Origin of the sequence: Streptomyces venezuelae, assembly GCF_008642275.1 — a bacterium.
Lineage (GTDB): Bacteria > Actinomycetota > Actinomycetes > Streptomycetales > Streptomycetaceae > Streptomyces > Streptomyces venezuelae_E.
Window position 1 is genome coordinate 5,003,559 of sequence record NZ_CP029189.1, and the last position, 13,959, is coordinate 5,017,517.

A 13,959-nucleotide genomic window follows, 5' to 3' on the forward strand; every position below is an offset into this window, starting at 1 on the left:
GGTCTGGCCCTCAGGTCGCGGTCCGGACCCGGGGGGTCACTCGTCGTCCTCGTCCTCGTCGTCGTCCAGTCGGGCCAGCCAGGTGGCCAGGCGCTCCACCGGGACCTCGAAGTCCGGGTTCAGGTCGACGAAGGTGCGCAGCTGTTCGGCGAGCCACTCGAAGGTGACCTCCTCCTCGCCGCGCCGCTTCTCCAGCTCCTCGATGCCGCGATCGGTGAAGTACAAGTCGGGCTCCGTGCCGTGATGGGGGTGTGCAGGGGGTGTTTCCCGCCAGGATAATCCGCCTTAAGGCGAGACCTCCCGCCTGCGCCCTCCCCGGGTCTAGCCTGGATGCCCAACGAGCGGGGGGTGCGGATGACGGACGGGCGCACGACAGGGTCCGCGCGCGCCTTCGAGCTTCTGGAGCCTCTCGTCCAGGCGGCGACCGTACGCGTTCACGCCCCGCCGGGCGGGTATGACACCCCTCGCAGTCATCGGACCGGTCCCACGTGGGGGAGCGGCTTCTTCATCGCCCCCGGCTGGGTCCTGACGTGCGCGCACGTGGTCGGCGAAGGGGGTGCTGCGGTGCGTCTGACGGGACGCGAGGTCGGCATCACCTTTTCCGCCGGGAACACCACCGGGACGGTCACCGGGCGCGTGGACTGCGTCCTGCCCGACCGGCTGGAGGAGCGGCGGCCCGGCCGGCACGCCCTGTGGGACCTGCCCGACCTGGCGCTGGTCCGGGTCCTGGCTCCCGTCTCGCACGCCTGCGTGTGGCTGACCGACCGCTCCAGACCACGCTTCGACGAGGTCGCCTACTTCGGCTGCACCGAGGACCTCGGCACCCCCGAGATCACCGGCCGCACCACCCGGCTGCGCGGCACCGCCGGGAACGGCGCCGCCATCCGGCTCGGCGACGACGACGAGATCGAGCCCGGCATGTCCGGCGGGCCCGTGGTCGACCTCGCCCGCGGCGAGGTCGTCGGCGTGCTCAAGGCCCGGCGGCAGACCGGGGGCGGCGGGCTCGCCGTCTCCGTCGTGCAGCTGCGCACCCTGCCGATGGCCGCGCGCGGCCAGGTCGGGCTCTACCGCCGGATCATGCAGGCCCACGACCGGTACCACTACGACCGGCACCTCAGCGATCTCGACAACCGCCGGACCTGGACGGACGTGCAGGGCGAACTCCCGCCGGAGGAGGGCGACCCGTACGCCGGCCGGGGCCGGCTCACCCCCGGCGAGCGCACCACCCTGTGCGGGCTGCTGGCCGAACTGCCCCCGCCCGGCTCCTCCGAGGTCGTACGCGCCCTGGTCGAGGAGGCGCGCGGCGAGGAGCCGGACCCGCTGCCGCCCGCCCCGCTGAGCTGGCGCGACGGTCTGGGGCTGCTGCACGACCCGCCGGGCGGCACCGGGGAGGCCGCGGCGATGCTCCGGTACGCGACGGACGTGAGCGTGGCCGAGTACCGGGAGCCGGCCACGCCGGGCGCGGACGAGGAGCTGTGGGACTGGGTACGGGCCACGGCCGAGCGCCTGTGGCGACCGCTGCGCCGCGAGCTCGGCGAGCGCCACGAGCGGGGCCTCGCCGAGCGCGAGCGCCGCCGCCGGGCCTCCACCGGGCGGACGGTGTACGGCCCGGCCCGCCGGTCCGGCGGACTGCCGCCCGGGGCGTCGGTGCTGCTGGAGGTGTGGGCGCACGGCTGGGAGGACGTCTACGATTGGCGGGTCTCGGTGCTGGCCGGTCCCGCGCACGCCGGACGGGTGACGCCCGTGGACTCCGGCGTACGGGCCACCCTGGCGGGCCTGCCGGAGGCGCTGCGGGCCCCGCTCGCCGAAGGTTTCCGGCGCTGCGACACCCACGAGGCGGCGGCCCTGCTCGAAGTGGCCGTGGAACCCGCGCTGTTCGGGCTGGCGGTGGACGAATGGGTGGTCGTGGGCGGCGTACCGCTCGGCGTGCAGCGCCCGGTGGTGCTCCGTCACCCGGCCGGCGCGCACCAGGGCGTGCCGAACCCCGCAGGCGCGCGGGAGCACCCCGCCGACCGCGAGGGCGGCGACGCGGCCGCCCGCTGGGCACGGGTCCAGACGGGACCGCTGCAGGACGAACGCGCCGACTGCATAAGGGGACGCCCGCGCAGCCCCGCCACCGAATGGCTGACGGGACTCCCCGACAACACCGTGCCGGTGCACTGCCGGGCCGCCGACCAGGAGCCCACGCTCGGATCGCTGCACGCGGTACGGGACGCCGGCTACGGGGTGGTGGTGACCCGGCGCCCACCGCCCGACCCCGGGGCCTCCTGCGCGCCCTTCCACCGCGGGCTGCGGGAGGAACTGGCCGCCGCCGGACGGGCGGAGGTGCTCCCGGTCCGCCTGCAGAACCTGCGGGGGCGGGCGTACGGGGCGGATCCCGACGCCTACTGGGCGGCCGGCACGGGGCTGGTGTGGGAGGACCCGGCGCGGCCGCTGCCGGACGAGGAGCCGCTCCAGGGCGACCTGTGACGCGACCTGTGACACGGCCGGCGCGCACGACGCGAGGGAGGGAGCAGGAGCACCATGAATGACGAGTGGCTCATTTACCGCGGGGTGGGCGAACCTCACGACGGGATCGACGCCCTGCCGGACCCGCCGCCCTGGCGCGACTTCGACGGCGGCCCCGTGGCGGAGCCGGGCGGCCCGGCCCGGGTCGCCGACGGCAACGTGGCCCGGCGGCTCGGCGCGCACCGGCAGGCCGCCGAGCTCCACCGGCCCGAACCGGAGGAGCTGGAGGCCATCAACGCCGCCCTCTACCTGCGGCGGCCGCTGCTCGTGACCGGCTTCCCCGGCACCGGGAAGTCCACCCTCGCGCACGCCGTCGCCCACGAGCTGAAACTGGGGCGCGTGCTGCGGTGGCCGGTGGTGTCCCGCACCGTGCTCCAGGACGGCCTGTACCGGTACGACGCCCTGGCCCGGCTGCAGGACGTCCAGATCGCCGCGAGCGGCGCAGGCGGCCCGGCCGCCGCCGCGGACTCCGCGACCGCGCCCGGCATCGGGAAGTACATCCGGCTCGGCCCGCTCGGCACCGCCCTGCTGCCGACGGCCAGGCCCCGCGTCCTGCTCATCGACGAGCTGGACAAGAGCGACATCGACCTCCCCAACGACCTGCTGAACGTGCTGGAGGAAGGGGAGTTCGCCCTCCCCGAGCTGGAACGGGTCGCCGACACCGAGCCCGAGGTCCAGGTGCTCACCGACGACGGGACCAAGGTCACCGTCCGCGGCGGCCGCGTGCGCTGCCGGGCCTTCCCCTTCATCATCCTCACCAGCAACGGGGAACGGGACTTCCCGGCCGCCCTGCTGCGCCGCTGCATCCAGCTGAAGCTCGGACAGCCCGGCGAGAAACGGCTCGCCACCATGGTCCGCGCCCACCTCGGCGAGGAGGCGGCCCGCCTCGGGGCCGACCTGATCCGGGAGTTCCTCAGCCGCTCCCAGTCCGAACTGGTCGCCGCCGACCAGCTGCTGAACGCCGTCTACCTGACCCACTACGCCGCCCCGCCCACCCGGGAGGACCTCGCGGACCTGCTCATCCAGCGCCTCGACCGCCCGAGGTGATCGGCCGTGGCATCCGCCGGGACGCCCGGCGTCCGTGAACTGGCCGCGCTGCTGCGCGCCGCCGGGCTCGACCCGTCCGCGGGGGAAATCGCCGACGCGCTGTGGCTGGCCGGGCACATCGGCCCGCCCGGGCAGGCCGCCCGGGGCGGCCCGGCACCGGCCCGCCCGGAGACCGGACCCGGGGAGCCGGGCGGGGAGCCCGCCGGGCCCGTACGCACCGACACGGAGCCCGACGCCCCGGTCGGGCTCTACGCGCCCGGAGCGGCCCGGGCCGACGGCTCCGGCGGGGAACCGCCCGGGGAGTCGCCGGAGGAGTACGGAGTGCCCGTACGGGTCCCCGGAGCCGCGGCGCTGCCCCGCATCCTGGACATCCAGCGGGCCCTGCGCGCCCTCCAGCGGCACCGCCCGCCCGGCCCGCCGACCCGGCTCGTGATCGACGAGGCAGCCACCGCCGAGACCAGCGCCCGCGCCCTCGGACTGGTCATCCCCGTGCTCCGGCCTGCGAGCCGGCGCGAGGCGACCGTACGGCTGGTGATGGACGCGTCCCCGTCGATGGCCGTCTGGCAGGACATGTTCGAGGAACTGCGGTCCGTGTGCGAGCGGCTGGGCGCCTTCCGGGACGTCCAGGTGCACTACCTGCACCGCCTCGCCGACGGCACGGCCGCGCTCGGCCGCAGCCCCGCACCCGGCTGCGTACGCGCCTCGGGCCTGCGTTCCGGCGACCAGTTACGGGACCCGACCGGCCGGGCCCTGACCATGGTGGTATCCGACTGCGCCGGGCCGCTGTGGCGCGAGGGCACGGCACAGCGGCTGCTGCACCGGTGGGCCGAATGCACCCCGTGCATGGTCGTCCAGCCGCTGCCGCAGCGGCTGTGGGGGCGCAGCTGGCTGCCCACCGAGCGGGGCACGCTCACCCGGCCGGAGGGCGGCGGGCAGCAGCTCGCCTTCCGGCCCGACCGGCCGCCGCTGCCCGGGCGGCCCACGGGCGGGCTGACGGTGCCGGTACTGCCGCCGAGCGCGACCGCCCTCGGCGCGTGGGCCCGGCTGCTGGCCGGGCTGACGGCCGGGCCGGTACCGGCCGAGGTGGGCCGGGTCCTGGCCGACCATCCGGCCGCACCCCTGCCGCCGCCGCGCGCGATGCGCCCGCCGCGCGAGCTGGTGGCCCGGTTCCGGTCCTCGGCCGCGCCCCGGGCCGTACAGCTCGCGGTGTACCTGTCGGCCGCGCCCCTGACCCTGCCCGTGATGCGGCTGGTGCAGCGCACGATGCTGCCGGACTCCGAGCCCTCCGACCTGGCGGAGGTGCTGCTGAGCGGGCTGCTGCGGCGCAGCGGGCCCGAGCCGGGACACTGGTACGAGTTCGCCCCCGGGGTGCAGGACGTCCTGCTGGGGCCGCTGGGGCGGGACGAGGCCGCACTGGTGCTCAAGCACTGCTCGGAGTACGTACGGGCGCACTTCGGCCGGGGCGTACGGAACTTCCCCGCGCTCGCGGTCTCCCAGCTGACCGGGACCCCGCCGGCGGTGGCCGACCCCGGACCCGAGGAGGACGAGCGGGCACCGGAGGGGCGGCTGCCGCAGGCCTTCGCGCAGGTTTCGGCCAAAGTCGTACGGCGCTACCTGCCCGGGATGCCGCAGCAGGGCCCCGCGGTACGCCGGCCCGCCGCGGTCCCGGCGCCCACCCGGGCCGGGGCGGTGCGCGCCGCCCGCGACCGGCTGGCCGACGCCGACGGGGACGGCGGCGCGCGGGCCCTGTACGAGGCCGTGGCGGTGCTCCGGCGGGCGGTCACGGCCCCGGCGGGGCCCGGCGACCAGCCCGAGGAGGCGGAGACCGAGCTGGCGGGGGCACTGCTGCGGCTGTGGGCGGCCCAGCGGGACCCGGAGCTCCTGGCCGAAGCGGAACGGACCGTGACGGGGCTGCGGACGGCACGGGCGGGGGCGGCGCTCGGCCGGGTGCTGTACGAGCGGGCGCTGGCCGCCGGACCGGACGCCGAGCTGCTGGCGGCGGCGGACATCGAGTTCGCGGCGGCCGGAGCCGCGGCCGACCCGGAACTGCGCCGGGACTGCGCGGTACGGCGGGCCGAGACCCTGATCCGGCTCAGCGGCCTCCGGGACGAGGCGGGCGCGCTGCGCGAGGCCCGGGCGGCCCTGGAACCCCTGGCGGGCCGGGCTCCCGGCACGGAACCCGGCCCCGGTGCGGACGGCCCCGGCTCCGGCGCGCAGAACGGCGGGGACGGCGGCCCGGCCCCGTACCCCGAGCTGCATCTGGCCCTGGGCCGCGTCCTGCTGGCCCTGCTGCCCCGCACCCCGGACCCGGCCGAGCGCACCGCCCTGGCCGAACAGGCCGCGGCCCGCCTGACCGCGGCCCTGACCACCCCGCCCGAAGCCCCCGGCCGCACCGGTCCGGGCACCGCACAGGTCCGGGTGGAGCTCGCCGACGCGCTGCGCCACCTCCCCGCCCGGCTGGAGGAGGCCGCCGCGCACCTGGACACGGCCCTGGCGGAGGCGGGCGGGGACCCGGAGCTGCGGGTGGCCGCCCTGGTGTGCCTGGCGCGCGTGCACCGGGAGCGGTACGCGCGGGACGCGGACCCGACGGCTCTGGAGGACGCGGCCGAGGCGTACGGCCGGGCCCGGCGGCTGATCCCCCGTGACGCGGAGGCCTTCGGGGAACTGCTGCCCGAGTGGGGCGACGTGCTCCTGGACCGGGCCCGGGCCGCCGACGGGCGGCGGTTCACCGGGGCCGCCGTACGGGTCCTGCGCGAGAGCCGGGCCGCCGTCCCGCAGTCCGACTCCGGTGCGGCCCACCGGCTGCTGCGGCTGGCCACCGGACTCCGGCTGCGGCACACCTACGAGGGCGACCCGGTGGACCTGCGGGAGGCCGAGTACCTGCTGGAACTGGCCGTCCGGCACAGCCGCAACCCCCTGGAACAGGCCCGTCTGTGGCGGGACCACGGCGACGTCCAGCAGGAACTCCACGGCCACACCCGGGCGCTGGAGCGCCTCGACCGGGCGGCGGACTCCTACCGGCGGGCCTGGCGGGCCGCCCTGGAGGCCGACGTGGAGGAGCGCGAGGACACCGCCGTCCAGCTGGCCGCCCGTGTCCAGCAGTTGCGCGGCGACGTACTGGAACGCCTGGCCCGGCCCCGCGCGGCCCTGGACGCGTACCGCTCGGCGCTGGAGCTGTGGACGCGGACCCGGGAGGGCGAGGCAGGGCGCTCGGAGGCGGTCCGCGCGCGGATCCTGGCCCTGGAGGCCGGGCTCTGACGCGGTGGCCGGGGGTGCGGCCGGGGCCGGGGGCCGCTGTTTCCACGGACCGGCCGACGGGAAAGGGAAGTGGACCATCCGGTGTGCGACGCGACAGGGGGCCCGGCGGCACATGGTGACGAAGCAGCAGGAAGTGGCGGCGGCGACCTCGGGATGCCCGGGGCGGCTGCCGGATCTCTCCGGGCTGGACCTGGCGGCGCTGCGCGGGATCGACCATCCCGTGCTGGCCGGGGTGATCGAGGGCATGGTCGAGCGGGTGACCCATCCCGCGGAGATCCTCAACGCCTTCGACTCCAGCGTGGCCTGATCGCACCATGCCTGATCCGTCCTACCTTGAAACCGAGTTGACCACTTTCCGCCGTTAGCCGGGACCGTCCCCAGGGCAGGGATGGACCGTCCGCCGGGGTGTCCCCGGGCGGTTGTTGCCGGGGGAGGGAGTGCGGTGATGCGGCGAGCGGTCACGAGCGGAACCCCGCTGCCCGCACCCGGCACCCCGGACCCCACCCCGCCCCCCGACCGCGCGAAGCCCGTCCCGTCCCCCGACCGCGCGAAGCCCGTCCCGTCCCCGGCCCCCGCGCTGCCCACCTCGCCCCCCGGCCCCGTACAGCCCGCCGGAGCCGCACGCCCCGACGCCACTGCGCCCCCCGACCCCGCGCAGCCCGACGCGCACGACGGCGGCACGGCGTCCCCGGATGCCGCCGGGCCGGCCGATCCCGCCCGGCAGGCCGCCGCAACAGCGCGCGCCGCCACCACGCCCCCCGACCCTGCCGACCCCGCGCAGCGGGACACGGCGGCGGACGTCCAGCAGCTGCGGCACGCCCGGCACGCGCCCTGGCCCTACACCCGGCTCGACGTGGCCGCCGCGCGGGCCGCAGGCCACCGGCCCCACCCGATACGCCAGTTCGTCCTCAAGACCCGCAGCCGCTGCAACCTCGCCTGCACCTACTGCTACGTCTACGAGATGGCCGACCAGGGCTGGCGCGACCAGCCGCCCGTCATGACCCCGGCCACCACCGCCCGCGCCGCGCAGCGCATCGCCGAGCACGCCGCCGCCCACGACCTGCCCCGGATCGACCTCGTCCTGCACGGCGGCGAACCGCTGCTCACCGCCCCCGCCCGACTGGCCGAGCCCGTCGACGCCGTCCGGGCCGCCGTGGCCCGGGCCGCCCCCCGCACCCGGGTCACCGCCACCGTCCAGACCAACGGAACCCTGCTCACCCGTGGCCGCATCACCGCCCTGGCCGCCGCCGGAATCCGGGTCGGCGTCAGCCTCGACGGCGGTCTCCCCACGCACAACACCCGCCGCGTGGACCACGCCGGACGGCCCGGCTTCGCGTCCGCCGCCCGGGGCCTGCGGCTGCTGGCCCGCCATCCGCAGAGCTACGCCGGGGTGCTGTGCGTCGTCGATCTCGACCACGACCCGGTGGAGACCTACGAGTCCCTGCTCGCCTTCGCCCCGCCCAGCATCGGGCTGCTCCTGCCGCTCGCGAACTGGAGCGACCCGCCCCCCGGCCACCGGCCGGGCCGGACCCCGTACGCGGACTGGCTCCTCGCCGTCTTCGAACGCTGGTGGCACGACGGCGTACGGCGCACCCGGATCCGGCTCTTCGAGGAGATCATCGCCCTGTTGCTCGGCCTGCCCACCACCACCGAGACCCTCGGGCTCACGCCCGCCGCCACCGCCGTGATCGAGACCGACGGCTCCATCGAACAGGCCGACTCACTGAAATCCGCGTACGAGGGGGCCGCCGCGACCGGGATGGCCCTCGACACCCACAGCTTCGACCAGCTCCTCGAACACCCCGGACTCGCCGCCCGCCAGCTCGGCCGGGAGGCGCTCGCCTCCCGCTGCCGCGCCTGCGAGCTGGTCGACGTGTGCGGCGGAGGGCACTACCCGCACCGCTACCGCGCCGGCGAGGGCTTCCGGCAGCCGTCCGTGTACTGCGCCGACCTGCAGCCGCTGATCCGGCACATCGCCGCCGCCGTCCAACGGGCCGCGCAGCCCCGTGCCACCGGGGCCACCGCCCACCCCCCGGCGGTCGCCTCATGACCGGGGCCCTCACCGCGTTCACCGTCTCCACGCCCACCCTGCGCGCCCTCGCCTCCACCGAACCCTCCATGGAGGGCACCCGCCTGGTCCGCGACGTACGCCGCTCCAAACGCCTGATCCTGCTGCGCGCCGTCCTCGACGCCGCCCCCGGCGGCCGGTCCGGGGAGACCGCCGACCACTGGGCCCTGCTGGAAGAGGCCGAGCGCCGCGACCCGGGCGCCGTGCGCGACGTACTGCACTACCCGGCCACCGGGGTGTGGGCCGAGGAGACCCTGCGCCGGCTGCACGCACCCTGCGGGCCCCCGCCCGACCTCGGGCACCTCGGGGCCCTGGCCGTCGCCGCCGCCCTGCGCGCCAGGATCCCCTTCAGCCACACGCTGCGCCCCCTGCACGGCCGGCTCGTGCTGCCCACCCTCGGCCTGCTGCGCCCGGACCGCCCCGGGCCGCTCGCCCTCTCCGAGGGCTCCTGGGACCCCGACGATCCGGCCACCGTTCCCCTGCACGTCCTGCCCGGCGGCCGGACCGCCCTGGACGACCTCGACCCCTACCGGGCGCCCGGCCCCGCGCAGCCCGCCCCGGTCCGCCCCGCCCGCCGGCTCACCCCCAAGGGCCACAAGCGGTGGGACACCCAGTGGTCCGGGGCGCTCACCCTGCTCCAGCGGTACGACACCGTTCGCGCCGAGGAGACCGTCCAGCTGCTGCGCTCCGTCGTACCGCTGGCCGGCGGCTCCCGCTCCAGCGGTGCCACCCTCCCCGCGGCCGCCGGTTCCGTACTGGCCCGGGCCCAGGCCCCGCCCGCGCTCGCCGCGACCCTCGTCCACGAGGTCCAGCACGGCAAACTGACCGCCCTCACCGACGTACTGACCCTGCACACCGCCGACCACACGCCCCGCCACTGGGCGCCCTGGCGCAGCGACCCCCGCCCCCTGGAGGGCCTGCTGCACGGCGCCTACGCCCACCTGGCCCTCGCCGGGTACTGGCAGCGCGCCGCCCTCTACGGGGCCCGCGGCGCCTGGGCCCAGCACGCCCGGATCCGCGCACAGGTGGCCGCCGTCCTGCCCGTCCTGCGGTCGCACGAACAACTGACGGACGCGGGGCGGGAGTTCGCCGACGCGATGGGAGCCGCCGAACGCGCCATGGACGACCTCCCGCCACCCGGCGACCAGCACACCGCGGCCCGCCGGGCCGTCGACCGCGAACGCCGCGCCTGGTGCGAGGCGCACCCCGAACTCGCGCCGTTCGCACAAGGCTGACGGACCGTCCGCTGCGGTACCTTTCAAGCCCGTCCACCGCCCGGATTCCAGGGAGACGGCCCGATGACCACCGGTAGTCGCCAGGACCGTGAACCGGCGGCGCAGCAGCCGCCCCAGCCGCCCCAGCCGCAGCGATTCGTCATCAGCTTCGCGGGGTTCAACCGCCCCTGGGCGGTGTGGATCGCGCACCGCCTGGAGGAACACGGCCACCGCGTCACCCTCCAGCGCTGGGACCCGCAGAACAGCCCCGGCATCGACCAGGCCCTCGACGACCTGGCCCGCTCCGGCAGCCGGGTCCTCCTCGTCCTCAGCGAACGCTACTTCTCCGCCGGCACCCACACCGACGAGCAGTGGAACACGGCCCTGCGCGCCGTCACCGACCGCCACCCCGAACGGTTCGCGGCGGTCTGCCTCACCGACGCCCCGCTGCCCAGCGCCGTCGCCGTACTGGAGAAGACCGACCTGTGGGGCCTGGACGCGTACGAGGCCGAGTACCGCGTGCTGCGCCGCCTGGAGCTGCCCACCGACCGGATCGGCACCGAGACCGGCCGCCGCGGCCCCCGCTTCCCCAACGACCCGCCGGAGATCTGGGGCCGGGTCCCGCGCCGCAACCCGCGCTTCACCGGCCGCAACGACGTCATCGGCAACCTGCGCGAGGCGCTGACCGACGCCCCGCCCGGCGCGTCCACCGTCACCCTCCTCGGGCTCTCCGGTGTCGGCAAGACCCAGGTCGCCACCGAGTACGCCTACCGCTTCGCCTCCGAGTACGACGTGGTGTGGTGGGTCCCGGCCGAGGACCGGCCCACCCTGCGCGAACGCCTCGCCGACCTGGCCCCCGCGCTCGGGCTGCCGCGCGGCGCGGGCAGTTACGGCGAGCAGATCCGGGCCGTCCTCGAAGCGCTGCGGCGCGGAAACCCGTACGGCCGCTGGCTGATGGTCTTCGACGGCTGCGACAACCCGGACGACCTGATCGACCTGCTGCCCTCCGGCGCGGGCGACGTCATCATCACCTCCCGCAACCGCGAGTGGGCCGCCCGGCACACCAGCCTGGTCGAGGTCCCGCTCTACGCCCGCCCCGAGTCGGTCACCTTCATCCGCCGCCGGGCCCTGCGCCTGACCGCCGACGAGGCCGACCAGCTCGCCGAGGCCCTGGAGGACTATCCGCTCGCCCTCGACCAGACCGCCGGCTGGCTCGCCGACTCCCCGCTGCCGGTCGGCGACTACCTCGTCCTGCTCCAGCGCCGGATGGACTCCCACGAGGCGGTCACGGTCTCCGAGGACTACCCCCTGCCCTTCCCCACCGCCCTCGCGATACTGCTCAACAACGTCCGGGAGAACTTCCCCGACGCCCTCGCCCTGCTGCGGCTGTTCGTCTTCTTCGCCCCCGGCCCGGTGCCGCTGCGCCTGCTGCGCGAGTTCCCCGCCGACGACGTGCCCGAGCAGCTCGCCGGGCTGATCAACGACCAGATCCGGTGGAACGCCGCCCTCAACAAGCTGGTCCAGTTCTCCGTCGTCCGGCTGGAGTACTCCGACCTGGCCGTGGAGGAAGGCGGCGGCGGGCTGGAGACCGTACAACTGCACCGCATGGTCCACGGCATCGTCCGCGAGGACCTCTCCGAGGCCGAGGCCGAACCGCTGGCCCGCGCCGTGCGCCAGGTCCTCGCCGCCGCCGACCCGGGCCGCCCCTCCGACTCCCGCCTGTGGCCCCGGTACGCCGAACTCATCCCGCACCTGGCCACCTCGGGGGTGCTCACCAGCAGCAACCCGCGCATCCAGAACTTCCTGCTGCACTGCCTGCGCTACCTGATCCTCGCCGGGGAGTACCGCACGTGCCTGCGGCTCTGCGAGGAGACCGACCTGATCTGGCGGGCGCTGCTCGGCGAGGACCACCCCAAGGTCCGCGAACTCAGCTACCACTACGGCGAGGCCCTCCGTAACCTCGGCCTGTTCCGGCGCGCCGAGTCCCTCACCCGCGCCCGCGCCGACCGGCTCACGGAGGAACGCGGCGACCGCGACCTGGAAACCCTGCGCGCCACCAGTTCGTACGGCGGGGTCCTGCTGTGCATCGCCCGCTTCGAACCGGCCCGGGAGATCTTCGAGCACTGCCTGGCCACCTACCGCGCCCTGCTCGGCGAGGACGACTCCACCACCCTCGCCGCCCAGAACAACCTGGCCGCCACCTACCGCCTGCTCGGCCGCTACCAGGACGCCTACGACCTCGACCTGGACACCCTGCGCCGCCGCGAACGGGTCCTTCGGACCCATCACATCTCCACCCTGTCCTCCGGCATCGCCTGCGCCATGGGGCTGCGGCTGATGGGCCGCTACCACGAGGCCCAGACCCGCCAGGAACAGGGCGTGAAGATCAACACGCAGGTGCTGGGCCTGGAACACCCGCAGACCCTGCGCGCCGAGCACAACCTCGGGATGTGCCTGCGCCGTTCCGGGGACATCCCCGGTGCAGGCCTGCGGCTACGGACCGTCTGGGAGCGGGCGACCAGGGTCTTCGGGGCCGACTACCCGTGGACCCTGATGGTCGCCTCCGACTACGCCACCTACCTCAGGGAGTACGGGGACATCGGCGAGGCCCGCCGGATCTCCGAGGACGTGGTCCGCGGCTACCAGTCCCAGCTCGGCCTCGCCCACCCGTACAGCATCGGCACGGTGGGCAACCTCGGCCTCGTCCTGCGGGCCCAGGGGGAGCGGGCGGCGGCCCTCTCGCTGGCCGAGCAGGCGCTGGTGGGCATGCGGGGCGCGCTCGGCGACCGGCACCCCTGGACACTGGGCTGCGCCCTGAACGCCACCGGCCACCGCAACATCACCGGGCGGCTGGAGGACGCGCTGGACCTGAGCCGGGAGACGCTGCGCACGGCGGAGCGGGTCCTGGGCCCGGACCACCCGATGGCCCTGAGCGCCCAGATCGCGCTGGCGGCGGACCTGCGGTCGGTACGGGAGTACGAGGAGGCCGCGAAACACGAGGACGCCGGCATCAAGGGCCTGACCCGCACCCTGGGCCCGCAGCACGTCCACACGGTCTCGGCGAAGCAGCAGACCAGACCGTACTGGGACTTCGAACCGCAGCCGTAGCGGGTCCGGTGACGCCTCCGGGGCCCACTAGCCCGGCACCGGGATGAGGTTGGGGCCGTTGTCGAACACCTGGTCCTTCCACCGTTCGCGTTCCTGCGGCGTGACGCACTTGACGTCGCCGTCGAACATCTCCCGCCATACGTAGCCGGGCTTGCAGGTGGACGGCCCGTAGGCGCCGCCGCCGGGCTGGCGGTGGGGGTTCTGCGCGTGGACCCGGTCGCGGACCTCCGGCGTGGTGCAGAGGGTGTCCCCGTCGAAGCTGTCACGCCAGACGTAGCCGGGCTGACAGGTGTACGGCCCGTAGGCGCCGCCGTCGGGCTCCTGGTAGGGGTTCGGGAAGACGTCGGAGCGGACGCCGGCCGCCGACTGCGGCGGATGGGCGACCGTCGCCGATGCCGGCAGCGCGACGGCTCCGCAGATGAAGGCGGCCGAGGCGACGGGCATCACGAAGCGGGCGATCCGCCGCTTGGGCCGGGTGGGCGTCGGGGTGTGGACGTCGTAGGACATGGGGGCTCCTCTAGGGCGGGGGTCCGGCGGCGAGGGGGCGCCGCCGGACCTCTGTCGGGTCCGTGGCCCCGCGGCCGGCGCCGCGTGGTCACGTCTCCAGTAGAGGTGCCGGTACCGGTCCCGGTCATGTCCCGGAAGGACGTGGCTTGACGGGACGGAGCAGAAGTGCGGGGCGACCCGAGAGGAGGCACCGACCCGGAATCCGGACCCGCTACGCCGGAAGGCCCGGCCCCCGTGCGGGGACCGGGC

The 13,959-nt window shown here is 75.9% G+C and carries 9 protein-coding genes; 7 read left to right on the forward strand and 2 right to left on the reverse strand.

From position 1 onward, the window contains the following. Nucleotides 1-36 precede the first annotated feature (36 nt). Nucleotides 37-225, reverse strand: coding sequence for a DUF6104 family protein (locus DEJ51_RS22485; protein WP_150259220.1), 189 nt, complete (start codon nucleotides 223-225; stop codon nucleotides 37-39). 129 nt (nucleotides 226-354) lie between these two features. On the opposite strand from DEJ51_RS22485, the gene DEJ51_RS22490 reads away from it, so the two are divergent. The 7 genes from DEJ51_RS22490 to fxsT all read left to right on the forward strand — a co-directional run bounded on the left by DEJ51_RS22490 (nucleotide 355) and on the right by fxsT (nucleotide 13,203). Next, nucleotides 355-2,469 carry a trypsin-like peptidase domain-containing protein gene (locus DEJ51_RS22490; RefSeq protein WP_223836205.1) on the forward strand — a complete coding sequence of 705 codons (2,115 nt, stop codon included), beginning with the start codon at nucleotides 355-357 and terminating at the stop codon, nucleotides 2,467-2,469. Nucleotides 2,470-2,523: 54 nt separating this feature from the next. Beyond that, on the forward strand, nucleotides 2,524-3,555 hold the full coding sequence (locus tag DEJ51_RS22495; RefSeq protein ID WP_150259224.1) for an AAA family ATPase: 1,032 nt from the start codon (nucleotides 2,524-2,526) through the stop codon (nucleotides 3,553-3,555). 6 nt (nucleotides 3,556-3,561) lie between these two features. Then, nucleotides 3,562-6,813: an SAV_2336 N-terminal domain-related protein gene (locus DEJ51_RS35595; RefSeq protein ID WP_150259226.1), complete on the forward strand. Its 3,252-nt coding sequence runs from the start codon at nucleotides 3,562-3,564 to the stop codon at nucleotides 6,811-6,813. A gap of 112 nt (nucleotides 6,814-6,925) precedes the next feature. Then, entirely contained in the window at nucleotides 6,926-7,120 is a 195-nt protein-coding gene (gene fxsA, locus DEJ51_RS22505; RefSeq protein ID WP_150259228.1) for an FxSxx-COOH cyclophane-containing RiPP peptide, read from the forward strand. A 546-nt stretch (nucleotides 7,121-7,666) separates the two neighbouring features. After that, entirely contained in the window at nucleotides 7,667-8,863 is a 1,197-nt protein-coding gene (locus tag DEJ51_RS22510; RefSeq protein WP_150262085.1) for an FxsB family cyclophane-forming radical SAM/SPASM peptide maturase, read from the forward strand. After that, a complete protein-coding gene (locus DEJ51_RS22515; protein WP_150259229.1) occupies nucleotides 8,860-10,116 on the forward strand; it encodes an HEXXH motif domain-containing protein in 1,257 nt (418 codons plus the stop codon). The genes DEJ51_RS22510 and DEJ51_RS22515 overlap by 4 nt, the downstream gene beginning before the upstream one ends. Before the next feature lie 63 nt (nucleotides 10,117-10,179). Then, a complete protein-coding gene (gene fxsT, locus DEJ51_RS22520) occupies nucleotides 10,180-13,203 on the forward strand; it encodes an FxSxx-COOH system tetratricopeptide repeat protein (RefSeq protein ID WP_150259231.1) in 3,024 nt (1,007 codons plus the stop codon). 27 nt (nucleotides 13,204-13,230) lie between these two features. Here fxsT and DEJ51_RS22525 read toward each other — a convergent pair whose 3' ends face one another. Then, complete coding sequence (locus DEJ51_RS22525; protein ID WP_150259233.1) at nucleotides 13,231-13,710, reverse strand: hypothetical protein; 480 nt, start codon at nucleotides 13,708-13,710, stop codon at nucleotides 13,231-13,233. Nucleotides 13,711-13,959: the final 249 nt, after the last annotated feature.